We start from the raw sequence: 23524 nt of genomic DNA on the forward strand, positions 1-23524 counted from the left end.
CACCACGGTTTCACGGCGCGCCTCCGCACAGGGGGGCGCGCCGCCCGGGGGACCCCCCACCCTCACATCCGAGGAGCATGATGCGCACACTGTGGACCATGGGCATGGCGGCGATCCTCGCCATCCCCCTGGCTTTCACCGCCCCGTCGGCGTCAGCGGCCGCCCCACCGGACATCTCGCTGACCGCCGTCAAGGCACATCTCACGCAGTTCCAGTCCATCGCCACCGCCAACGGCGGCAACCGTGCCCACGGCCGTCCCGGCTACCTGGCCTCGGCCAACTACGTCAAGGGCAAGCTGGACGCGGCGGGCTTCACCACCACCCTGCAGTCGTTCACCTACGGCGGCGCGACCGGCTACAACGTCATCGCGGACTGGCCCGGAGGCGACACCAACAACACCCTGATGATCGGCGCCCACCTCGACAGCGTGGCCTCCGGCCCGGGCATCAACGACAACGGCACGGGCAGCGCCGCCATCCTGGAGACCGCGCTGGAGGTCTCCCGCCAGTCGCTGGCGCCGACCAGGCACCTGCGCTTCGCCTGGTGGGGTGCCGAGGAGCTCGGCCTGCGAGGCTCCCAGGCCTACGTGAACGGCCTCTCCTCCACCGAGCGGTCCAGGATCAAGGGCTACTACAACTTCGACATGGTCGGCTCGCCGAACCCGGGCTACTTCCTCTACGACGGCGACAACTCCGACGGCGTCGGCTCGGGCCCCGGCCCTGCGGGCTCGGCGCAGCTGGAGGCGACGCTCCAGGCGTACTTCAGCTCGATCGGCGTGGCCACCCGGGGCACCGACTTCGACGGCCGCTCCGACTACGGGCCGTTCATCGCCGTGGGCATCCCGGCGGGAGGCACCTTCACCGGCGCCGAGGGCACCAAGACCAGTGCCCAGGCCACCCTGTGGGGCGGCACCGCGGGTCAGCCGTTCGACCCCTGCTACCACCGCGCGTGCGACACCATCACCAACGTCAACGACACGGCGCTGAACCGGAACTCCGACGCCATCGCGTACGCGGTGTGGACGACCGCGGTCACGACACCGCCGCCGCCGGCCATCTGGCAGGACACCTTCGAGACGGCGACCGGCTGGACGGCCAACCCGTCCGGCACCGACACCGCCACGGCCGGCGCGTGGGAGCGCGGTGACCCCGAGGCCACCACCTCCAGCGGCACCAAGCAGCTGGGCACCACCGTCAGCGGCAGCAACGACCTGGTCACCGGCCGCCTCGCCGGTGCCGCGGCCGGCGACTACGACCTGGACGGCGGGGTCAGCAGCATCCGCTCCCCGGCGATCACCCTGCCGACCGGGACGCTGAAGCTGGGGTTCTCCTGGTACCTGGCGCACGGTTCCAACGCCTCCAACGCCGACTTCCTGCGGGTGAAGGTCGTCGGCTCCACCACCACGCAGGTCTTCCAGCAGCTCGGCTCGGCCGCCAACCGTGACGGCGCCTGGGCCACCGCCAACGTCGACATCTCCGCCTTCGCCGGGCAGAGCGTCCGCATCCTGGTCGAGGCCGGTGACGCCTCCGGCGCCTCCCTGGTCGAGGCCGGCATCGACGACGTCAGGGTGACCCGCTAAGGCCGTACCAGGTGCGGCCCGCGGCCCTTCCCCCTCGTGCCGTCCGGATCCTCTCCGGACGGCACCGCCGCGGGTCGCACCCTTCGCGTTCCCCCGCGCCGCTCCCCTGTTCCGCGCTTCCCCGTCCGCCACTCCGGTGCCCGTCGCTCCCCGATCCGTCGCTCCCCGATCCGTCGCTCCGGGGGCCGTCACCGGCCCGAGGAGGGGCCGGGTCCACGGGCGGTCGCGGGGACGCGCGGCGCGTTCCGGCCGGACGACCTGTCACGGTGCCCCCTCCGCTCCGCTAGCCTCGCGTAGGTTACGCACACGCTGGTACGGAAGGTGCTCAAGTGATCGGCTGGTTCGAAGCGGTGGTCCTCGGACTGATTCAGGGATTGACGGAGTTTCTGCCGATCTCCTCCAGTGCCCACATCAGGGTCGTGTCGGCGTTCTTCGGCTGGCAGGACCCGGGGGCCGCGTTCACCGCGGTCATCCAGCTCGGCACCGAGGCCGCGGTGGTGATCTACTTCCGCAAGGAGATCTGGGAGATCATCTCCACCTGGACCCGGTCCCTGTGGACCCCGGCCCTGCGGAGCCACCACGCCGCCCGGATGGGCTGGTACGTCATCGTGGGCACGATCCCGATCGTGGTCCTCGGTCTGCTGTTCAAGGACTCCATCGAGGGCGCCTTCCGCGACCTGCGCCTGATCGGCATGACGCTGATCGTGTTCGGCCTGGTCCTGTGGTTCGCCGACCACACCGCCCGCAACCGGCTCACCCTGGAGCGGCACCTCAGCTTCACCCACGCCCTGATCTACGGCTTCGCCCAGTCGCTCGCCCTGATCCCCGGGGTCTCCCGCTCGGGCGGCACGATCAGCGCCGGTCTGCTGCTGGACTACCGCCGGGAGGAGGCCGCGAAGTACTCCTTCCTGCTGGCCATCCCGGCCGTGCTGGGCGCGGGGTTCCTGGAGCTGTTCAAGATCGGTGAGGGCGGGGCTCCGGAGTGGGGGCCCACGATCCTGGCCACCGTGATCTCCTTCGTGGTGGGCTACCTGGCGGTCTCGTGGTTCCTGAAGTACATCAGCACCCACCGCTTCACCGGTTTCGTGATCTACCGGATCCTTCTCGGCGTCGTCATCATCGCCCTGGTGAGCACGGGAGTCCTCGACCCCTCGGCCTAGTCCGCGCCTCCTGGCCCGCGCCTCCCGATCCGTGCTTCAGAGGTCGTGCCTCACAGGCCGTCGAGCCGCTCGTCGGCCGCGACGACGTGTGAGCGCGGCCTCGTGGCGTACGGCGAGCGTGCCGCCGTCGATCCCGGCCATGGCCCCGTCCCTGCCGTCCCTGCCGTCCCTGCCGCAGGCATGGACGGAGAGCCACGCATGAAACGTTCACATCACCGCCGGAACGAGCCGAAGGCTCTGGGAGTGCTCACAGGACGAAAACTGCCCTCGTCATCGCCGGTGACGATCGCATACCCGCCGTCCCGGCGTCCGGTCAGGCCTTGAAGCGGGCTCTTTCAGCGCGCCGTATCGTGCATTACTGTGCACGTTCACAGAGCCTGATCCAGCCTGTGAGGAGGACGCGTAGCCTCATCCCCCATCCTGCCCGCGGCTTCGCCCCCCCTCGCCCCTGCCGCGGGACGCGCGGCGACACGATCTCCGTCTGACCGCGGCCGACGGCACCGGTTCCCGGCGCGACCACACCGGGACGGCTGTGGAGCCACCATGGGTTCCTCCCGGCCGGACGGCCGCGTGCCCCCGGCCCCGCCGGGTTCTTCGAGGCTCGTCCTTCCCCTCCCCCTTCCTCCTGACGACCCTGATGTCCGTACCGCTGATGCTCCCTGCCAGGGCGGTGGCGGATCCGGCACCGGGCGATCCGTCGCCGGTGCCGTACGCGCGATGCCCCGCCCCACCCCCATGCTGGAGTTCTCATGTCCCTACGCAGACCGCGTACCGCCCTGCTCTCCGCCGTCGTCGCGCTGACGACGGCCGTCACCGGCGTCACCATGGTCGCGGGAACCGCTTCGGCGGCGACCCGTTACGAGGCCGAGAGCGCGCCGGCCACCTGTGACGGCCTCATCGAGTCCAACCACGCCGGCTTCTCCGGCACCGGATTCTGCAACGCCACCAACGCGGCCGGAGCCGCCGCGCAGTTCACCGTGACCGCCCCCGCCGCCGGAACCGCCACCATCGGCATCCGCCACGCCAACGGCGGGACCACGAACCGCCCCGCAGACGTGCTCGTCAACGGCACGGTCGCCCACGCCAACAGCGCCTTCGACCCCACCGGCTCCTGGACCACCTGGATCACCAGAACCCTGACCGTGACGCTCAACGCCGGCGACAACGTCATCCGGCTGGACCCGACCACCGCAGGCGGCCTGCCCAACCTCGACCACCTGGAGACCGGCGTGCCCGCCCCCGGCAGGACCACGGTCTGGCTGGCCGGGGACTCCACCGTCGCCGGAAGCTCCGGCGGCGCCATCGTCGGCTGGGGCAGGGAACTCGGCGGTTACCTCACCGCCGACGCAGGCGTGGTCAACAGCGCCATAGGCGGCCGCAGCGTCCAGACCTGGCTGTACGAGTCCGCCGTCACCGGTACCAAGAACTCCGCCGGGGAGTGCGTGCTCAGCTCCACCGCCTACTCCGCCCGCTGGCAGGCGATGCTCGACGCCTCCACCGGGATGAAGGCCGGCGACCACCTGTTCATCCAGTTCGGCATCAACGACGGCTCGTCCACCTGCCCCCGCCACGTCGGCTCCGCCCGCTACCGCGAACTGCTCACCACCATGGTCCGCGCCGCCCAGCAGCGCGGCGCCAACCCCACGCTGGTGACCCCGGTGTCCGCCCTCAGATGCAGCGGCGGCACGGCCGTGCCCACCCGCGGATTCCTGACCGAGACCTTCGACGTCGGCCGGGCCACCGGCGCCCCGGTCATCGACCTGCACGCGCTGAGCATCACCCTCTACAACGGCCTGCGCTTCTGCCCGTTCAACGGCGACTACTCCTCCGGCCCCGTCGGCGCGTTCTTCGCCGACGACCACACCCACTTCGAGGCGGGAGGCGCACGCCAGATCGCGGGCCTGGTCACCAGGGCGGTACGCGACCAGCGACTCGCCCTCTCCGCGTACCTGAGGTGACGCCCGGCCGACCGACACCGGTATCGGTAAGGGCGGGGACACCGGCGACCCTTCACAACCACACGGGACGGGTTCAATGACACAGCTTCTCCATGATCGGACCTCAGCGCGGCGTCCGCGCAGGCGCCGCACCGCGTTCGTCCTCGTCGTCGCACTGATCGCGAGCGGCCTCGCCGCGGTGGTCACGGGATCACCGGCGAGCGCGGCCGTGATCGACCCGGCGGCGTACTACCAGATCGTCTCGCGGCACAGCGGCAAGGCGATCGAGATCGCCGGCCAGTCGACCGCCGACGGCGCCGCCGTCCAGCAGCGGACCCGCGCCGACCAGGCGGGCCAGCAGTTCCAGTTCGCCGACGCCGGCAGCGGCCACTACAAGATCCGGGCCCGCCACAGCGGCAAGGTGGTGGACATCGCCTCGGCGTCCACGGCGAACGGCGCGAACGTCGTCCAGTACACCGACAACGGCGGCACCAACCAGCAGTTCCGGGTCGTGGACACCGACGGCGGACACGTCAAGCTCGTCAACCGCAACAGCGGCAAGGCCCTCGACGTCTGGGAGCAGTCCACCGCCGACGGCGCGCGCATCTCCCAGTACACCGACAACGGCGGCACCAACCAGCAGTGGCAGCTGGTCCGCGTCGGTACGGCACCGGTCCCGAAGTACGCCGGCTACCTGTTCAGCCACTTCACCGGCGAGGGCACCTCCGCCGGTGAGCAGGTCCACTTCGCGCTCAGCCAGGGCAACGACCCGACCCGGTGGCGCCAGCTCAACGGCGGACAGCCCGTGCTGACCTCGGCCGTGGGCACCCGCGGCGTGCGCGACCCGTTCATCATCCGCTCGCCGCAGGGCGACAGGTTCTACCAGATCGCCACCGACCTGCGGATCTACGGCAACGGCAACTGGGACCAGGCCCAGCGGACGGGCAGCAGGTCCATCGTGGTCTGGGAGTCGGCCGACCTGGTGAACTGGAGCGCGCCGCGCCTGGCCCGCGTCTCACCGGACACGGCCGGCAACACGTGGGCCCCGGAGGCGTACTACGACGAGACACTCGGCCAGTACGTCGTGTTCTGGGCGTCGAAGCTGTACGCCACCACCGACCCGAACCACACCGGCACCACCTACAACCGGATGATGTACGCCACGACGTCCGACTTCCGGACCTTCAGCACCCCGCAGGTCTGGGTCGACAAGGGCTACTCGACGATCGACTCGACACTCGTCAAGCACAACGGCACCTACTACCGCTTCACCAAGGACGAGCGGAGCGCGTCGCAGAGCGCGTGCGGCAAGTTCATCATCGCGGAAAGGTCGGCGACCGTGCTCAACCGCACCTACTCGTTCGTCGCGGACTGCATCGGGAACAACGCGCTCAACCAGGGCGAGGGCCCGCTGGTCTTCAAGTCGAACACCGAGGAGCGCTGGTACATGTTCATCGACGAGTACGGGGGCCGGGGCTACGTACCGTTCACGACCACCGACCTGAACACCCGGCAGTGGTCACCCGTCTCCGGCTACACCATGCCCGGCCGGCCGCGCCATGGCACCGTCCTGCCGGTCACCCAGGCCGAGTACGACCGGCTGCTGCAGCGCTGGGGCTGAGCCGCCCCACGGTGGAACCGCCGGCCGCTCGGCGGGCCGTGGGCCGCTCGACGGGCCGTGCCCGCGAAGGGCGCCTGTCCGGTTCGAACGGCCCACCGGGGCGGCACGGCACCGCGGAGACCGGCTCCCCGAGGGGGTGACGCGATCTCGCGTGAAGGGTTCGGACGGGCCCGTCCGTACGGTTCAGGCGGGCTCGTCCGGACGGGTTCGCCGGGCTCGTCCGGGCGGTTCAGGCGGGGGCGATCTCGTCCTGGACGACCCCGGCGGGGACGGTCCTGTCCGGGGAGGTCCGGGCGGGGGACGGCGGATCGTCCGCCCGGAGCCGGGCGGCGTCTCGGTAGGCGGTCACGGCAGCGGCGAACATGGCGGTCAGCCCGATCACACGGCGATCATTCCCCCGTCCGGTACGACGGACACCATCGTGACCGGAAAAATCAGGCATGCCGGCGATCGCGGGCCCCTCACCCGTCCCCTCCCGCCCCATCACCCGCCCCGGTCCGTCCCCGTCACCTGTACCGTCCCGGCCTGTCGGCTGTACCGGCCTGGCCTGTCACGCGTTTCGCCCCGTCACTCTCCCGGCTCCGTGCCGTGGGTCCGGCCCCGTGTCACCCGTCCCGGCTCCGTGTCGCGGGTCCGGAGCCGGTCAGGCGAAGGCCGCGAGGTTGCGGGCCACCCAGTGGGCGAAGCCGCGGGGCGGGCGGCCGAGGACGCGTTCGACGTCGGGGCTCACCCGCCGTTCGGCGTCCGACGGCTCGCCCAGGATGTCGAGGGTGCCGTCCACGACCGGCTCCGGCATGAACCCGAGCATCTGTGCCCTGGCCTCCTCGCGGCTCTGCTCGACGAACGTCACCGGCTCCCCCAGGGCGTCGCCGATGAACCGGGCCCGCTCGCGCGGAGAGATCGGCGCCGGTCCGGTGAGTTCGTAGACGCGGCCGTCGTGGCCGTCCTCGCGCAGCACCACGGCCGCGACCTCGGCGATGTCCTCCGGATCGATGAACGGCAGCCCGACGTCACCGAACGGCGCGGCGGCCGTCCGCCCGGAACGGATCGTCGGAGCCCACGCGAACGAATTGGAGGCGAATCCGCCGGGCCGCAGGACGGTCCACTCCAGGCCCGACTGCCGTACGGCGTCCTCGAAGGCACGGAGCGGGTCGTGCGAGCGGGCCCGTGGCCGCGTCCCGGCCCCCTGGGAGGAGAGCAGCACCACCCGGCGGACCCCACCGGCCTTGGCCGCGTCCAGGACGTCCGGAGGATGCGCGCCTCCTCCCGGGATGAGCAGGAAGAGCGCGTCGGCCCCCTCCAGCACGGGACGCAGGCTCTCCACGTCGGTGATGTCGGCCCGCCGGTGCCGCACACCCTCGGGGGTCTCGTCCGAGGGGTGCCGCGAGACCGCCGTCACCTGCTCGCCCGCCGCCGCGAGGGCCCTCACCAGCGGCCGTCCCACGTTCCCCGTCGCCCCTGTCACCACGATCATCGAAAGCTCCGTTCTCGGATTCATCAGGTCGTCACTCCGCCGGAAGCCTTTCTCCGGCGCCTTCGAGACGCTAACAGCCTGCGTATAGTAGGTACCTAGGAGAAAGTGACTATCGAAAGGACGCCCATGGACGCCGGTACGAGCTGGAGGGTGGACTCCGCGGCCGGGGCCGAGGGGGTCTGCCCGGTCGCCCCGGTGGTCGACATCGTGTTCAGCCGCTGGACCACCCCGATCCTGTGGGCCCTCAACGAGCACGGCCGGATGCGCTTCGTGGAGCTGGAACGTCACATCGGCACGATCACCCCGAAGGTGCTGACCCAGCGGCTCCGCCAGCTGGAGCGCGACGGCCTGGTGGTGCGCACCTACCACCCCGAGGTCCCCCCGCGGGTGGAGTACGAGATCAGCGAGCTGGGCCGGAGCCTGGGCCCCCTGTTCGCCACGCTCGCCGAGTGGGCCGCCGCCAAACTGCCCGAGGTCGAGCGGGCCCGGCTGGAGTACGACGCCCCAGCCCCCGCCCCCGCCCTGGTCCCCGCCCGGCGTTCCTGACCGAGGGCCGTCCCGGCCTCCGAACGGCCCGCAGGATCACCCCCGGCCCCTGATCGGCCCGAAGGAGCACCGCCCCGAGAACCGTCCCGGCTCCGCCGCGGGCTCGGCGGGCACGATCCTCGGGGACACTGGACGGGTGCGTCCCGACCGGTCCGGCCTGCCCGTCCGTCACGTCCTGCCCGAGCTCCTCGCGGCCCTGGACGAGCGGGGCGTCGCCGTGCTCACCGCACCCCCGGGCACCGGCAAGACCACGCTCGTCCCGCTCGCCCTGGCCGGGCTCCTCGACGGCCTCGACGACGCGGCGCCGAAGCGGGTGGTCGTGGCGGAGCCGAGGCGGATGGCCGTACGGGCGGCGGCCAGGCGGATGGCCTGGATGCTGGAGTCGGAGGTGGGCGCGGAGGTCGGGTTCTCGATCCGCGGCGAGCGCAGGACCGGCCCGGGAACGGTCGTCGAGGTCGTCACCACCGGCGTCCTGCTGCAGCGGCTCCAGCGCGACCCCGAGCTCGACGGCACGCACACGGTCCTGCTCGACGAGTGCCACGAACGGCACCTGGACGCCGACACCGCGCTGGCCTTCCTCCTCGACGTCCGCGCCACGCTCCGCCCCGACCTGCGGATCGTCGCCACCTCCGCGACCGCCGACGCCGCCCCCTGGGCCCGCCTGCTCGGCTCCGGCGAGCCCGGCCCGTCCGGCTCCGGCGATCCCGCGCCGGTCGTGCACGCCTCCGGCACCATGCATCCGGTCACCCCCGTCTGGGCGCCGCCCCCGGGCACCGTCGCGCCGCCGCACGGCATGCGGGTGGACCCGGTGTTCCTGACCCACGTCGCCGGCGTGGTGCGGCGCGCCCTGGCCGAGCGGGAGGGGGACGTGCTCTGCTTCCTTCCGGGCGTCGGGGAGATCGGGAGAGTGGCCGCGCAGCTCGGCCGCGACGGTGGCATCGACGGCATCGACGTCCTGCAGGTCCACGGCCAGGCCCCGGCCCGCGTCCAGGACGCGGTCCTGTCCCCGGGCGCCGGGCGCCGGGTGGTGCTCGCCACCTCGGTGGCCGAGTCGAGCCTGACCGTGCCGGGCGTGCGCATCGTGGTCGACTCCGGCCTGGCCAGGGAGCCCCGTACCGACCACGCCCGCGGACTCGGCTCGCTCAGCACGGTCCGGGCCTCCAGGGCGTCGGCCACCCAGCGGGCCGGGCGCGCGGGCCGCGAGGCGCCGGGCGTGGTCTACCGGTGCTGGTCGCAAGCCGAGCACGACCGGCTCCCCGAGTACGCGCGGCCCGAGATCGCCCTCGCCGACCTGACCGGGTTCGCCCTCCAGGCCGCCTGCTGGGGGGACCCGGCCGCGACCGGCCTGGCCCTGCTCGACGCGCCTCCGCCCGCGGCGATGGACGCGGCCCGCCGCACCCTGGGCGCCCTGGGCGCCCTCGACCCCGCGGGCCGGGTGACCGGCCGGGGACGCCGGATGGCCGTGGCCGGGGTGCACCCGCGCCTGGCGCGGGCCCTGATCGACGCCGGTGCCGGGCCCCGGGCGGCCGAGGTCGTCGCCCTGCTCTCCGAGCAGCTGCCCCGCGAGGCCGGGGACGACCTGGTGGCGGTCTGGCGTTCCGCGCGCCGCGGCGGTGACGCGTTCTCCGCGCGCTGGCGTCAGGAGGCCGGGCGCCTGGCGCGGGCCGTCCCCGGCGGTGGCCCGCGCCGTGGGAAGGGGAAGGGCGGTGCCGCGCCGCAGGGGGACGAGGGCGCCGTACCGGACGGGAGCGACGACACCGTGGCCGGGACCGTCGTGGCGCTGGCCTACCCGGAGCGGGTGGCGCGGCGGCGCGGCGGGGCGTACCTGATGGCCTCGGGGACGGCCGCGGAGCTGCCGTCCGGGTCGCGGCTGGGCACGGCGGAGTGGCTGGCGGTCGCGGTCGCGGACCGGCCCGCCGGTGCCGCGTCCGCCCGGATCAGGCAGGCGGTGGTGATCGACGAGGAGACCGCCAGGCTCGCCGCGGCCCCCCTGTACGCGTCCGGCGAGGAGATCACCTGGCGCGTGCCTCCGGGGGAACGGCGCGGTGACGTGTCCGCGCGCCGGGTGGAGCGGCTGGGCGCGATCGAGCTCTCCTCCGGTGTGCTCCGCGGCGCCGACGTGCGTCCCGCCGTCCTGGAGGGGCTGCGCGCCGAGGGCCTGTCGCTGCTGCGCTGGACGCCCGAGGCCGTGGCGCTGCGCGAGCGGCTGGCCTTCTGCCGGCGCACGCTCGGCGACCCGTGGCCCGCGACCGACGACGAGGCGCTGATCGAGGCGGCCGACCGCTGGCTGGAGCCGGAGCTCTCGCGGGCCCGCCGCCGGTCCGACCTGGAACGCCTGGACGTGGTCTCCGCGCTGCACCGCCTGGTCCCGTGGAACGCCCGCCTCGCCGAGACGGCCCCGGAACGGATCGAGGTACCGAGCGGGTCGAGGATCAGGATCGACTACTCGGGGGACCGGCCGGTGCTGGCGGCCAAGGTGCAGGAGCTGTTCGGCTGGGCCGAGGCCCCGCGCGTGGCCGGGGTCCCGCTGGTGATCCACCTGCTCTCCCCCGCGGGGCGCCCGGCCGCCGTCACCGCCGACCTGGCCTCGTTCTGGCGCGAGGGGTACCGCGCGGTCCGCGCCGAGCTGCGCGGACGCTACCCCCGGCACCCCTGGCCCGACGACCCCATGGCGGCCCCCGCCACCCGCCGTGTCAACCCCCGGCGCCGGCCGGGCGGGACGTAGCCCGGACGGCACACCCCCCGGCACGGGCCGGGCCTGCGCGGGCCGGGCCTGCGCGGGGTAACGCCGATGATCCGGACAAGACATCGGATCGATACGTGGCGCGCTTCCCCTGACGGACTCGCCGGACCACACTCGGTTCATGTCGTGGGTGGGAAGTTCCGCAGTGGAGATCGCGGCCGCCGTACGAGGGGGAAAGGTCACCGCGTCCACGGTCGTCGAGGAGCACCTCGACGCCATCGCCGAGCGCGACGGCCGCGTCGGGGCGTTCCGCGAGGTGCTCGCCGACCGGGCGCTGGCCGAGGCCCGGCTGCTGGAGCGGCGCGAGGACCTGGCCGGGCTGCCCCTCGCCGGGGTGCCCGTCGCGATCAAGGACAACGTCGCGGTCGGGGGCGAGGTGTCGCGCAACGGCTCCGCGGCCACGCCGGACACGCCCGCGGACGCCGACCACCCCGTGGTGGCCAGGCTCAGGGCGGCGGGCGCGGTGGTCGTCGGCATCACCAACGTGCCCGAGCTCTGCCTGGCCGCCTTCTCCGACAGCGTGTACGGGGTGACGCGCAACCCCTGGGACCTCGGGCGTACCCCGGGCGGGTCCTCGGGAGGGAGCGCGGCGGCGGTGGCGGCGGGCATGGTGCCGCTGGCGCACGGCAACGACGGGCTCGGCTCGCTGCGCATCCCGGCGGCCTGCTGCGGCCTGGTCTCGATCAAGCCCGGCCAGGGGGTGGTCCCCCCTCCCGAGCACGACTGGTACGGGATGTCGGAGAACGGGCCGCTGGCCACGACCGTTGCGGACCTCGCGCTGGCACTGGCCGTGATGGCCGACGACATGTCCCTGGCCAGGCCCGGGGAGAGCGAGGCGCTCGGCGTGGGAAGCGCCATCGACGACTACCCGGGCGGGCTGACCCTGTCGGAGACGCCGAGGCTGCGGATCGCGGTCGCGCCCCTGCCGCTGCCCCCGGGCCTGCCGGTGGACGCGGAGTTCCGGCAGGCGGTCACCGGGGCGGCGGAGGTGCTGGGCGACGCCGGGCACACCGTGGTGAACCGCACCGACCGGATGCCCTCCTGGCTCGCCGCCTCCGCCGTCGCCACCTGGTTCGCCTGCGCCAGGGGCGACGTCGAGGGCCTCGACCCGCGCGGCCTGGAACGCCGCACCCGGTCGCTGGCCAGGGCGGGCCGCCTGCTCGCCAGGTTCGGCGCGGACGGCGCGACCGGCCGCGACCGCTGGCGCGCGCACGGCGCCGACCAGTGGTTCGGCAACGCCGACGTGCTGGTGATGCCGACGCTCGCCGCGCCGCCTCCGCCCGCCGACCGCTGGGGACGCCGCGGCCTGCTGGCGAACGCCCGCGCCAACCTGACGTACGCTCCCGCGACCGCGGCCTGGAACATCGCCGGCTGGCCCGCCATGAGCGTCCCGTTCGGCATGCACTCGTGCGGGGTGCCCATCGGCGTCCAGCTCGTGGCCGCGCCCGGGGGCGAGTCCCAGCTGCTGGCGCTGGCCGGACGGCTGGAGGCGGAACGGCCCTGGCCACGCCATGCGCCGCTCCCCTGACCCGGCCGCGCCACCGCGCAGGGTCGCACACCGCAGCGGACCACGCACCGCCGCGCAGAGTCGCATACCGCAGCGGACCGTCACGCACCGCCGCGCAGGACCGTACACCGGAGCGGACCGTCACGCGCCGCGAGTCGCCGCGTGCCGGAGCGGACCGGCTCCCGCTCCGGCCGGGCCGGGCCGGGCCGGAGCGGGAGCGGGAGCGGGATCAGACGCCGGTGGGGTGCCAGACGGTCTTGGTCTCCAGGAAGGCCGTCAGGCGCCTGGTGCCGGGGTCGGCGTACCAGTCGGCCGTCACGCCGGGGCGCAGCACCCGCTTGAGGTTCTCCGCCGCCGCCTCCTCGCACGCGACCGCCAGCGCCTCGTCGGTGACACCGGTGAGGTCGAGGGCGTTGACGTCCATGTGCGCGGCCAGCCAGGGGGCGATCTCCGCCACCGAGCCGGTGAGGACGTTCACCACCCCGCCGGGCAGGTCCGAGGTGGCCAGCACCTCGGCCAGCGTGATCGAGGGCAGCGGGGCGCGCTCGCTCGCGATCACCACGCAGGTGTTGCCCGTGACGATCACCGGTGCCAGCACCGAGACGAGCCCGAGCAGCGGATCGCCGGGGGCGACCACCGCGACAACCCCGGTCGGCTCCGGCGTGGAGATGTTGAAGTAGGGCCCGGCGACCGGGTTGGAGGACCCGGCCACGGCGGCGATCTTGTCGGACCAGCCGGCGTACCAGACCAGCCGGTCGACGGCCGCGTCCACGACCGCCCCCGCCCCGCTCGTACCGGCGTCGGCCAGCTCGGCGGCGAACTGGGCCCGGCGGCCCTCCAGCATCTCGGCGACGCGGTAGAGGATCTGCCCGCGGTTGTACGCCGTCGCCCCCGACCAGCCGCCGAAGGCCTTGCGCGCGGCCGACACCGCGTCGCGGGCGTCCTTGCGGGAGGCCCTGGAGGCGTTGGCGAGGAAGTCACCGCTGGAGGAGGCCACGGGATAGGACCTTCCGCTCTCCGACCGCGGGAACGCCCCGCCGATGTACAGCTTGTACGTCTTGCGCACGGCGAGCCGGTCCGGCGTGCGGACGGCGCCGTCACCGTCGCCCGCCTGCCCGTCCGCGGTCCCGCCCGCGCCCACGGTCCCGTCCGCGGGCCGCTCACCGGGCCGCTCCCGGACCCGGTCCTCGGCCTGTGCCTCGACCCGCGTCTCGGCCTGTGGCTCGGCCTGTGGGTCGGCCTGGTCCCCGGCCCGCGTGCCGGCCTGGTCCCCGGCCCGCGTCTCGGACCGCTTCCCGGCCCGTCCCCCGGCCTGCCCGCCGGAGGCGTCGGACGCCCGCGACCGGCCCGGCCTGTCCGCCTTACTCATTTCCCAGCCCTCTCCACGAGCTCTCCTGCTGCGCCAGCCGGGCCGGCACGAAGATCTGACCGCAGCGGCTCACGCCGCACCGGTGCGCGAACCAGCCCCGCAGCACCGGCCGTCCGGCGCGGGCGTAGTCGTGGCCCCGGGTGCTCTGGGCCCGGCGGGAACGCCGCCGGGCGGTGTGCCGCTCACACATCGAGGTACGCCTCCAGCCCGTGCCGGCCGCCCTCGCGCCCGTACCCGGACTCCTTGTAGCCGCCGAACGGCGAGGTGGGGTCGAACTTGTTGAAGGTGTTGGCCCACACCACGCCGGCGCGGAGTTTGTCCGCCATCCACAGGATGCGCGAGCCCTTCTCCGTCCACACGCCCGCGGACAGACCGAAGGGGGTGTTGTTGGCCTTCTCCACCGCCTCGGCCGGGGTGCGGAAGGTCAGCACCGACAGCACCGGGCCGAACACCTCCTCGCGGGCGATCCGGTGCGACTGGGCCACACCGGTGAAGATGGTCGGCGGGAACCAGAAGCCCCGCTCCGGCAGCGAGCAGGCCGGGGACCAGCGTTCGGCGCCCTCGGCCTCCCCCAGGTCCGAGAGCTCGTGGATCTTCGCGAGCTGGGCCGCGGAGTTGATCGCGCCGATGTCGGTGTTCTTGTCCAGCGGGTCGCCCAGCCGGAGCGTGCCCAGCCGGCGCTTCAGCGCGTCCAGCAGCTCGGTCGCGATGGACTCCTGCACCAGCAGCCGGGAGCCCGCGCAGCAGACGTGACCCTGGTTGAAGAAGATCCCGTTGACGATCCCCTCGACGGCCTGGTCGATCGCGGCGTCCTCGAACACGATGTTCGCGGCCTTGCCGCCGAGCTCCAGGGTGACCTTCTTCCCGGAGCCCGCGACCGACCTGGCGATGCGGCGGCCGACCTCGGTGGAACCGGTGAAGGCGACCTTGTCGACCCCCGGGTGGTTCACCAGGGCCGCGCCGGTCTCCCCGGCACCGGTCACGATGTTGACCACCCCGGGCGGCAGGTCCGCCTGGGCGCAGATCTCCGCGAACAGCAGCGCGCTGAGCGGGGTCGTCTCGGCGGGCTTGAGGACGACCGTGTTGCCGCAGGCCAGCGCCGGGGCGATCTTCCAGGCGAGCATCAGCAGCGGGAAGTTCCACGGGATGACCTGCCCGGCCACCCCGAGCGGGCGGGGGGCGGGGCCGTACCCGGCGTGACCGAGCTTGTCGGCCCAGCCGGCGTAGTAGAAGAAGTGGGCCGCCACCAGGGGCAGGTCCACGTCGCGGGACTCGCGGATCGGCTTGCCGTTGTCCAGCGTCTCCAGCACGGCCAGCTCGCGCGAGCGTTCCTGGATGATCCGGGCGATCCGGAAGAGGTACTTGGCCCGTTCCGAGCCGGGCAGCGCCGACCAGACGCCGAACGCCTTGCGGGCGGCCTCCACCGCCCGGTCGACGTCGGCCTCGCTGGCCCAGGCGATCTCGGCCAGGACCTCCTCGGAGGCGGGGTTGACGGTCTTGTTGCGTTCGGTGCCCTGGGAGTCGACCCACTCGCCGCCGATGAACAGGCCGTAGGACGGCTTGATCTCGACGACGTCACGCGACTCGGGCGCCGGTGCGTACTCGAACATGTGAACGCCCCTAGTCGAGGGTGAAGTAGTCGGGACCCGCGTACCTGCCGGTGGCCATCTTCTGACGCTGCATCAGCAGGTCGTTGAGGACGCTGGAGGCGCCGAGCCGGAACCGGTCGGGGGTGAGCCAGTCGTCTCCGACGGTCTCGTTGACCAGGACGAGCATCTTGATCGCGTCCTTGGTGGTCTTGATGCCTCCGGCGGGCTTCACCCCGACGTGGCGGCCGGTCACGGCCAGGAAGTCGCGGACCGCCTCCAGCATGACCAGCGTCACCGGGAGGGTGGCGGCGGGCTGCACCTTTCCGGTGGAGGTCTTGATGAAGTCGCCCCCGGCCAGCATGGCCAGCCAGGACGCGCGGCGCACGTTGTCGTACGTGGCCAGCTCACCGGTCTCCAGGATCACCTTCAGGTGCGCGGTGCCGCACGCCGCCTTGATCGCGACGATCTCCTCGAAGACCTTGACGTAGTCCCCGGCCAGGAAAGCCCCCCGGTCGATCACCATGTCGATCTCGTCGGCCCCGGCGGCCACCGCGAACGTGGTGTCGGCGACCTTGACGTCGAGCGAGGAGCGCCCGCTGGGGAACGCGGTCGCGACGCTGGCCACCTTGACGCCGGAGCCCTTCACCGCCGCGGCGGCCTCGGCGACCAGGTCGGGGTAGACGCACACCGCGGCCACCCGGGGGACCGAGGGGTCGGACGGGTCGGGGCGGACCGCCTTGGCGCACATCGCGCGGACCTTGCCCGGGGTGTCGGCTCCCTCGAGGGTCGTCAGGTCCACCATGCCGATGGCGAGGTCGATGACCCGGGCCTTGGCGGTCGTCTTGATGGATCGGGTGCCGAGCATCGCGGCGCGCTGGTCGGCGCCCACGCGGTCGACACCCGGCAGGCCGTTCAGGAAGCTTCGCAGCGTGACGTTGGACGTGGCCACGTCGGTGAGCGAGGTCGTCATAGTTGACACCTCTCCAGCATGCCTACTGGGGTGATTACTTCCAAACTGGACCCTGCCCAGCACCCTCACCCGTTTTCGTCAACATTCGCCCGACCCGGCCGGGGGGCGGGCGGCGGGCCGGGGTGAGGCGGGCGGCTAAGGCGGTGCCTGCCCGCCCTAGGGAGGTTTTCGGCCGGCCCGCGCCAGGAGATAGGACATCCTCCCGATGTGGGGCGGGGGGCCTTAGGACGAATCTGGAGTGTGTCAGGAAAGCGCCGACAGGCACTCGAACAGGAAGGAACCCTCATGGGTCCCGAATTTCACCTCCAGCTCATCTCCGAGAGGACGTCCAGGCTCCGCGCGGAGGCGGCCGACTACCGCCGCGCCCGCGAGGTCCAGGTCCACCGGGAGTCCACCGGCGACACCTCCGCCAAGCGCCGCCGCGGCCTCTTCGGAAAGATCATCTCGTCGTGAGCCCGGCCAGGGAGCCCGGTCGTCCCCCGCCGCCCGGCCGGGCCTCGTCCCTGTCTGGAACCCCGCCGGAACCGGCCCCATCGTCTCCGGGACGGCGTTTCGCCCAAGGATAAATAGAAGGCTCGACCCGAGTAAGGCATGACATGCTGACAGACATGGTGGGTCGGGCGGTGAGTCCTGTTTTCGTGGGGCGCGAAACAGAACTCGCGGATCTGGCCGAAGCGTTCGGACAGGCCCGCAAGGGCAGGGCGACGACCGTGCTGCTCGGCGGGGAGGCCGGGGTCGGGAAGTCGCGTCTGCTCGGATGTTTCGCGGAACGGGCCTCGGCCGACGGCGCCCACGTGCTCAACGGGGGCTGCGTGGAGCTGTCGACCGAGGGCCTCGCCTACGCGCCGTTCACCGCGGTGATCCGCCAGCTGGTCCGGGAGCACGGCGCCGAGGAGATCGCGAGCCTGCTCCCCGAGGGCGGCGGGCGCGACCTGGCCCGGCTGCTGCCCGAGTTCGGCGAGCCGAGCGGCGACACCGAGAGCGAGACCGCCCGCGCGCGGCTCTTCGAACAGATCCTCACCCTGCTGGAACGGCTCGCCGAGCGCCGCCCGGTGATCCTCCTCATCGAGGACGTCCACTGGGCCGACAACTCCAGCCGCGACCTGATCGCCTTCCTCAGCAGGAACCTGCGCACCGCGCCGGTGCTGATGGTCCTCACCTACCGGTCCGACGAGCTGCACCGCCAGCACCCGCTGCGGCCGGTGCTCACCGAGCTCGGACGGCTGGACGACGTCGTGCGGATGGACCTGCCCCGGCTCACCCGGGTCGAGGTCGCGGCCCAGATGGCCGGCATCCTCGGCACCACGCCCGAGTTCGTCCAGGTCGACAGGGTCTTCCAGCGCAGCGAGGGCATCCCGCTCTTCGTCGAGGCGCTGATGGAGTGCGGCGGCGACTGCACCTTCCCCGAGTCCCTGCACGATCTGATCATCGGTTCCGTCGAGCGGCTCCCCGAGGAGACGCAGCGGGTGCTGCGCATCGCCGCGGCCGGTGGCATCCGGGTGGGGCACGCCCTGCTCGCCGCGGTCAGCGGCCTGTCCGACGTCGACCTGGACGACGCCCTGCGCACCGCGATCGCGGCCAACGTGCTGCAGGTCGCCGACGGCAACGCCTACGTCTTCCGGCACGCGCTGATCCGCGAGGCCGTGCACGACGACCTCCTGCCCGGCGAGTACGTACGGCTGCACGCCCGTTTCGCCGAGGAGATCGGCCGCGACCGCACGCTGGTCCCGCACGGCAGGGCCGCCATCGAGATCGCCCACCACTGGTACGCCGCCCGCGACGACCTGTGGGCCCTGATCTCGGCCTGGGAGGCCGCGGGCAAGGCCGCCAGGAGCTTCGCCTACAACGAGATGATGCAGCTGCTGGAGCGGGTCCTCACGCTCTGGAGCAAGGTCCCCGACGCCGCCGGGCGCATCGGCGTGGACCACACCACGGTGCTGGAGCACGCCGCCGAGGCCGCGAGCGCGTGCGGCGAGGCCGACCGGGGCACCAAGTTCGTCATGGCCGCGCTGAACGAGCTCGACGAACGGGCCGAACCCGCACGGGTGGCCGACCTGCTCGTGCGGCGCTCGCAGTTCAAGCTGTCCAAGCGCAAGCCCGGGGTGCTCGACGACCTGCGCTACGCCGAGCGGCTGGTCCCCGGACCGGGGCTGGAACGGGCCCAGGTGCTGTCCAAACTGGGCCTTTACCTGACGCTCAGCGGCGAGCTGGCCGAGGGGACCTCCCTGACCGAGGAGGCGCTGCGGATCGCGCGCGAGCACGGGAAGGGGCCCCTGGAGGCGGAGCTGCTGCTCAACCTGGCGCTGAGCGACTCCATCGCCGGACGGCTGGGGGCCTCGATCGAGCTCAACGAGACCGCCCAGGCCATCGGCGAGCTGGGAGGCGGCATCATCCTGCGCGCCCTGGCCAACAACGTGGACGCGCTGAACAACATGGGCCGTTCCGCCGAGGCGATCGAGCTGGCCCTCGAAGGGGAGCGGCTGGCGAAGAAGTACGGGCGCTACCGGGTCGAGGGCACGTTCCTCGCCAACAACCGGGCCGAGGCGCTGGAGGCGCTGGGCAGGTTCGACGAGGCCGTCGACCTGGTCGAGCAGACCCTGGGCATGGACCCCTCCCTGCGCACCCGCCACCACCTGCGGAGGGTACGCGGGGACGTGGCGGCCGCCCGCGGCGAGGCCGAGGTGCTCAGGTCCGTCCTGGACGAGGTGGGGGCCTTCGGGGTCGCCCCCGAGGAGTTCATGCAGGAGCTGACGGGCAACGCCCGGCTCCTGGTCGGCCTGCACATGCTCGACGGGCAGCCGCTGGCCGCGCTGGAGGTCGCCGAGCGGGTCTCCCGGGAGGCGCAGATCACCAGCAAGCCCATGCTGGGCTGGCAGGTGCTGGCCCAGCTCGGCGGCGTCTGCGAGGCGGTCGAGCCGCTCGCTCCCGAACGGGCGGCGGCGCTGCGGGCCCACGTCGAGAGCGCGGCGGGCGCGGTGACCGTGGACAGCCCGGTCGCCGAGGCCTACCGGCTCGGTGTCGCCCGTGATCACGACGCGGCCGCAGCCGCCTGGGAACGGCTGGGCCGTCCCTTCCCGCGCGCGAGATCGCTGCTGCGGGCCGCGCGGGCGGCGGCGGGTGCCGGTGACCGCGACGGTGCCGCGGACCGGGTGCGCACGGCCCACCCGATCGCCGTGTCGCTCCTGGCCGAGCCGCTGGTCACCGAGCTGGAGGTGCTCGCCCGCCGGATCGGGATCTCCCTCGGCGACCGTCCAGGGGGCGGGGAGTCCGTGCTGACCCCGCGCGAGCTGGAGGTGCTCCGGCTGGTCGCCCTGGGACGGTCGAACCGCGAGGTCGCCGCCGAGCTGTTCATCTCGGCCAAGACCGTGAGCGTCCACGTCTCCAACATCCTCGGCAAGCTGGGCGTCTCCACCCGGGGCGAGGCCGCCGCCGCGGCCCACCGTCTCACCCTGATCGGCTGACGGCGGCCCCCCGGGCGGCGCCCGGACGAGGACCGGCCGCCCGGGAGAGGTGGACGGTCCCCGGACGAGACGGCTGGCCGCTCGGGCAACGCGGCAGGGCGCTCGGGCGAGGTGGACGGCCGTTCAGGCGAGCAGCGCCTCGGCCAGCAGGATGACGCCGAAGACGGCGAACGCGGCGGCGGCGCCGTACCGGATGGTCCGCTCGGGCAGGTGCCTGCCGAGCATGCGGCCGACCAGGATGGCCAGGGCGTCGGCGGCGACCATGCCGACCGTGGAGCCGATCCAGGTACCGAACCAGCCGTGGCGGGTGGCGAGCGTGATGGTCGCCAGCATGGTCTTGTCCCCCAGCTCGGCGAGGAAGAACGCGACGGTCACGGCGATGATCGCCGACCGGACCGTGCGCTGGGCCTTGGCCGCCTCGTCGTCGGTCAGCTCGTCCCCGCGCAGCGTCCACAGGGCGAAACCGAGGAAGGCCAGCCCGGCGATGACCGTGATCGCGGTGGTGGGGAGAAGATCACCGGCCAGCCCGCCCACACCGACGCTGACCAGGTGCACCACGGTGGTGGCGATGGTGATGCCGGCCAGGACCGGCCACGCCCTGAACCGGGTGGCGAAGGTCATGGCCATGAGCTGGCTCTTGTCGCCCAGCTCGGCTACGAAGATCACGACGAGGCTGATCCAGAACGCTTCCAACGAGGGTGCCCTTCCCGCGCGCGCAGCCGGGCGGAAGGGAAGTACCCGGGGAGTTTCGGGCACGGCTCCGGCCCGGCGGCATCGATGAGTGCCTGCCAGGCCGAAGGTCTCGTCCGCCACGGAACCGCACCGAACGGCCGGATCCGGGGCCCGCGCGACCGGGCGCCTGAGACGCCAGCATGTCGATCACGCGATTGGGACTACTCCCCTTCGGGTCTTTCCATCAGACCATAGCAGCCGAAATCGGATGCCCATTACGGTGCCCCCGGCCCCTCGCCGGGCCTTCCCCACCGTCCGTCGAGCTCTCGGCCGACCGCCCGTCCGGCCTTCGTCCCGCTGCCCGGCCGTCCGCCCTTCCACCATCCCGGTCTCGCCGGTTCTCACGGGCCCGCGGGTCCTCACCGGCCCTCGCGGGTCCTCGGGAGGACGGTGGTCAGAGGCGGGTGCCGATCATCACGGGCTCGTTGACGAGGGTGACGCCGAACTTCTCCAGGACGCCGTCCCGGACCTCCCTGGCGAGACCGAGCAGCTCCTCGGTCGATGCCGACATTTCCGGATTTGTCAGCGCAAGGGTGTGCTTGGTGGAGATGCGGGCCGGACCGCGGCGGTACCCCTTGGGGAACCCCGCGTTCTCGATCAGCCACGCGGCCGGGACCTTGACGGCCCCCTCCGGCATGTCCCAGCGCGGGAAGCCCGGCGCCCGGAGCTCCAGCTCGGCGGCCTGCGACGCGGTCAGCACGGGGTTGGTGAAGAACGACCCGGCGCTGCGGGTGTCCGGGTCCCCGGGATCCAGCACCATCCCCTTGCCCCGGCGCAGCTCCAGCACGGCGGCGCGGGCCTCGGCGGGCGGCACCCGGTCGCCCAGGGCGACGCCCAGCCGCGAGGCCAGCTCGCGGTAGGCGATCGGGCCCGAGAGCGCCTCCCGGGCCAGCCGGTAGGTCACCGCGAGCACGACGTGGCGCCCGAGGTCCTCCTTGAACGCGCTGTGCCGGTAGGCGAACCCGCACTCGGCGGCGGTCAGCTCCCGCACCTCGCCGACCCTGCGGTCGTAGACCCGGACCCGGGTGATCGTCTGGGAGACGTCCTGGCCGTAGGCGCCGACGTTCTGGATCGGCGTGGACCCGACCAGCCCCGGGATGCCGGACAGGCACTCCAGTCCGGTACGGCCCTCGGCCGCGGCCCGCTCGACCAGGACGTCCCAGTCCTCGCCGGCCTGCACGGTGACCAGGTCCCCCTCATGACGGACCCCCCCGGGAGTCGACCCGCACGACGAGGCCGTCGAAGCCGTCGTCCGAGACGACCAGGTTGCTGCCGCCGCCGAGCACCAGCACCGGCTCGCCCGCCCGGTCGGCCGCCGCCACCAGCTCGACGATCTCCTCGGCCGACCCGGCCCGCGCGAACCTCCCCGCCGGCCCGCCCAGCCCCAGCGTGGTGTACGGCGCCAGCCGTACACCCGTCACCTGCTCCGTCATGTGCTCCCCGCCCCGGCCGACATCCGCGACCAGCCTACGGCGAGCGCAGCAGCGCCAGCACCCGCTCCCGCGTCCCCGCGGTCTCCCTCTCCCGGTAGGCGGGATCGACGCCGTCGTCGGCGTGGTCCCGCTCCCGGTGCACCGGCAGGTCCTTGCCCAGCGCGACGAGCGTGCCCGGCAGCCCCAGCGAGAACTCCAGACCGGCGTCGCCGTGGTAGCGGGCCTCGGCCGGGAATCCGCCCGCGGCCAGCGCGGCGTCGCGCCTGACCGCCAGCAGGTGGCCGTGCAGCCCCCGCACCTCGCCGGCCTCGGCGTCCGTCCATCCCCGGCCGTCGTCGCCGAAGGTCACGCCCTCCCAGCCCACCGCGGTCACGTTCTGGTCCTCCAGGGCCTTGACCAGCGGCGTCACCGCGTCGCCGTCCAGGATGACCGAGGAGTCCATGACGACGTGCACGTCCGAGTCGTCCAGGCGCAGCAGCGCGTTCCGGCTCTCCCCCCACCCGGCGGAGCCGCCCCGCCAGTGCGGGAGCTCGGCCACGTGCCAGGCGTCCACCCGCCGGGGGAACTCCCCGGCCAGCTCGTGCAGGACCGCCCCGGCGCCGTCCACGTCCCCCAGGTCGAGGGCGAGGACCTTGACCTCGGTACGGGCGACCAGGGCGCGCACGCACTCGCGCAGGTCGTCGGGCCGGCCGTCGACCAGCAGCGCCACGGTGACCGTCGCGCGCGGCGCGCTCGCCTCCTCGACCCCGGCCGGGGGGACGATGCTCTCGTCCATCCGGGAGACCGAGAGGCTGCCGTCCCAGAGCAGCTGGGAGGAGACCATCCGCTCGGGATGGCCGTCGTGGTCCTCGGAGCGGCCGAGCAGCTGGGAGTCGTCGGCCGTCGGCCCGGGGGCGGCCTCGGTCTCCGCGATCCGGTTGGCGTCCAGCTCCCCGAGCCCGCCGGGGTCGCGGCCGGGGTCGGCCGCCCCGGCGACCCGGCCGGGATCGGCGTCCCTTTCCCGCCCGCCGGCGTCGTCGGCGTCCACCCGCCGCTCACCGGTGCCACCGGCGTCGCCGGCCTCACCGGTGCCCGTGCGCGCCGCGCCGTCGGGGCCGGTGTCCGTGACGATCGGCGGGGCGGTGGTCCGCCCGGCGTCGTGACCACCCGGGGTGATGGGGGCGGGGGCGTCGTCCGTGGAGGGCGAGGCCGCCTGGGCCGTACGGCCGCCCTCCCGGGGCAGGGACGCTACCGTGGGCCACACTTCGAAGGTCGGTGCTTCGCTCATGCCCGGACGCTACCCCCGGACCGGGAGAAGATTCGGCCCTGCCCCCGACTGCCCCCGACTGCCCCCCGGACTGCCCGCGACCGCCCCCGAACCGCCCGCGATCGCCCGCCGACCGCCCCCTCGGCCATTCTCCCG

General features: G+C 73.4%; 17 protein-coding genes and 1 pseudogene. 9 read left to right on the forward strand and 9 right to left on the reverse strand.

Translation table 11 applies throughout. The annotated features are described in order from the left end of the window. The first annotated feature begins 77 nt into the window (after nucleotides 1-77). The 4 genes from ABD832_RS08090 to ABD832_RS08105 all read left to right on the forward strand — a co-directional run bounded on the left by ABD832_RS08090 (nucleotide 78) and on the right by ABD832_RS08105 (nucleotide 6298). Nucleotides 78-1580 (forward strand): M28 family peptidase, encoded by a 1503-nt coding sequence (locus tag ABD832_RS08090; RefSeq protein ID WP_344890626.1) that lies wholly within the window; start codon nucleotides 78-80, stop codon nucleotides 1578-1580. A gap of 329 nt (nucleotides 1581-1909) precedes the next feature. Beyond that, nucleotides 1910-2740 carry an undecaprenyl-diphosphate phosphatase gene (locus ABD832_RS08095; RefSeq protein WP_344890628.1) on the forward strand — a complete coding sequence of 277 codons (831 nt, stop codon included), beginning with the start codon at nucleotides 1910-1912 and terminating at the stop codon, nucleotides 2738-2740. 749 nt (nucleotides 2741-3489) lie between these two features. Continuing rightward, complete coding sequence (locus tag ABD832_RS08100) at nucleotides 3490-4698, forward strand: CBM35 domain-containing protein (RefSeq protein WP_344890631.1); 1209 nt, start codon at nucleotides 3490-3492, stop codon at nucleotides 4696-4698. A gap of 76 nt (nucleotides 4699-4774) precedes the next feature. Beyond that, a complete protein-coding gene (locus ABD832_RS08105) occupies nucleotides 4775-6298 on the forward strand; it encodes an RICIN domain-containing protein (RefSeq protein WP_344890633.1) in 1524 nt (507 codons plus the stop codon). Between the two features lie 229 nt (nucleotides 6299-6527). On the opposite strand, the gene ABD832_RS08110 is transcribed toward ABD832_RS08105, so the two are convergent. Both ABD832_RS08110 and ABD832_RS08115 read right to left on the reverse strand, forming a co-directional pair. Continuing rightward, on the reverse strand, nucleotides 6528-6680 hold the full coding sequence (locus ABD832_RS08110) for a hypothetical protein (RefSeq protein WP_344890636.1): 153 nt from the start codon (nucleotides 6678-6680) through the stop codon (nucleotides 6528-6530). A gap of 261 nt (nucleotides 6681-6941) precedes the next feature. After that, complete coding sequence (locus ABD832_RS08115; RefSeq protein WP_344890638.1) at nucleotides 6942-7772, reverse strand: NAD(P)H-binding protein; 831 nt, start codon at nucleotides 7770-7772, stop codon at nucleotides 6942-6944. Nucleotides 7773-7877: 105 nt separating this feature from the next. Between ABD832_RS08115 and ABD832_RS08120 the strand changes: the two genes are divergently transcribed. From ABD832_RS08120 to ABD832_RS08130, 3 genes are all read left to right on the forward strand, one after another. Further along, nucleotides 7878-8318 (forward strand): winged helix-turn-helix transcriptional regulator, encoded by a 441-nt coding sequence (locus tag ABD832_RS08120; RefSeq protein WP_344890641.1) that lies wholly within the window; start codon nucleotides 7878-7880, stop codon nucleotides 8316-8318. 136 nt (nucleotides 8319-8454) lie between these two features. Further along, a complete protein-coding gene (gene hrpB, locus ABD832_RS08125) occupies nucleotides 8455-11043 on the forward strand; it encodes an ATP-dependent helicase HrpB (protein WP_344890644.1) in 2589 nt (862 codons plus the stop codon). 139 nt (nucleotides 11044-11182) lie between these two features. Continuing rightward, the gene (locus ABD832_RS08130; protein WP_344890646.1) at nucleotides 11183-12589 is read left to right on the forward strand and encodes an amidase; all 1407 of its coding nucleotides are present in this window, start codon (nucleotides 11183-11185) and stop codon (nucleotides 12587-12589) included. 208 nt (nucleotides 12590-12797) lie between these two features. On the opposite strand, the gene ABD832_RS08135 is transcribed toward ABD832_RS08130, so the two are convergent. From ABD832_RS08135 to deoC, 4 genes are all read right to left on the reverse strand, one after another. After that, on the reverse strand, nucleotides 12798-13709 hold the full coding sequence (locus ABD832_RS08135) for an aldehyde dehydrogenase family protein (protein WP_413224923.1): 912 nt from the start codon (nucleotides 13707-13709) through the stop codon (nucleotides 12798-12800). 220 nt (nucleotides 13710-13929) lie between these two features. Beyond that, a complete protein-coding gene (locus ABD832_RS08140; RefSeq protein WP_344890649.1) occupies nucleotides 13930-14127 on the reverse strand; it encodes a hypothetical protein in 198 nt (65 codons plus the stop codon). Beyond that, nucleotides 14120-15547 carry an aldehyde dehydrogenase family protein gene (locus tag ABD832_RS08145; protein ID WP_344890651.1) on the reverse strand — a complete coding sequence of 476 codons (1428 nt, stop codon included), beginning with the start codon at nucleotides 15545-15547 and terminating at the stop codon, nucleotides 14120-14122. Before ABD832_RS08145 ends, ABD832_RS08140 begins: the two co-directional genes overlap by 8 nt. 10 nt (nucleotides 15548-15557) lie before the next feature. Next, nucleotides 15558-16496 carry a deoxyribose-phosphate aldolase gene (deoC, locus tag ABD832_RS08150; protein ID WP_344890653.1) on the reverse strand — a complete coding sequence of 313 codons (939 nt, stop codon included), beginning with the start codon at nucleotides 16494-16496 and terminating at the stop codon, nucleotides 15558-15560. 285 nt (nucleotides 16497-16781) lie between these two features. Here deoC and ABD832_RS08155 point away from each other — a divergent pair, with 285 nt between their 5' ends. After that, on the forward strand, nucleotides 16782-16949 hold the full coding sequence (locus tag ABD832_RS08155) for a hypothetical protein (protein ID WP_344890655.1): 168 nt from the start codon (nucleotides 16782-16784) through the stop codon (nucleotides 16947-16949). 170 nt (nucleotides 16950-17119) lie between these two features. Continuing rightward, nucleotides 17120-19957 (forward strand): helix-turn-helix transcriptional regulator, encoded by a 2838-nt coding sequence (locus ABD832_RS08160; RefSeq protein WP_344890658.1) that lies wholly within the window; start codon nucleotides 17120-17122, stop codon nucleotides 19955-19957. 123 nt (nucleotides 19958-20080) lie between these two features. Here ABD832_RS08160 and ABD832_RS08165 read toward each other — a convergent pair whose 3' ends face one another. The 3 genes and pseudogenes from ABD832_RS08165 to ABD832_RS08175 form a co-directional block, all read right to left on the reverse strand. Continuing rightward, a complete protein-coding gene (locus ABD832_RS08165; RefSeq protein ID WP_344890661.1) occupies nucleotides 20081-20650 on the reverse strand; it encodes a TMEM165/GDT1 family protein in 570 nt (189 codons plus the stop codon). 433 nt (nucleotides 20651-21083) lie between these two features. Beyond that, nucleotides 21084-22122 (reverse strand): annotated as a pseudogene (locus tag ABD832_RS08170) (UDP-N-acetylmuramate dehydrogenase). A 34-nt stretch (nucleotides 22123-22156) separates the two neighbouring features. Next, a complete protein-coding gene (locus ABD832_RS08175; protein WP_344890664.1) occupies nucleotides 22157-23389 on the reverse strand; it encodes a glycosyltransferase family 2 protein in 1233 nt (410 codons plus the stop codon). Nucleotides 23390-23524: the final 135 nt, after the last annotated feature.

Origin of the sequence: Streptosporangium longisporum (assembly GCF_039534895.1) — a bacterium.
Lineage (GTDB): Bacteria > Actinomycetota > Actinomycetes > Streptosporangiales > Streptosporangiaceae > Streptosporangium > Streptosporangium longisporum.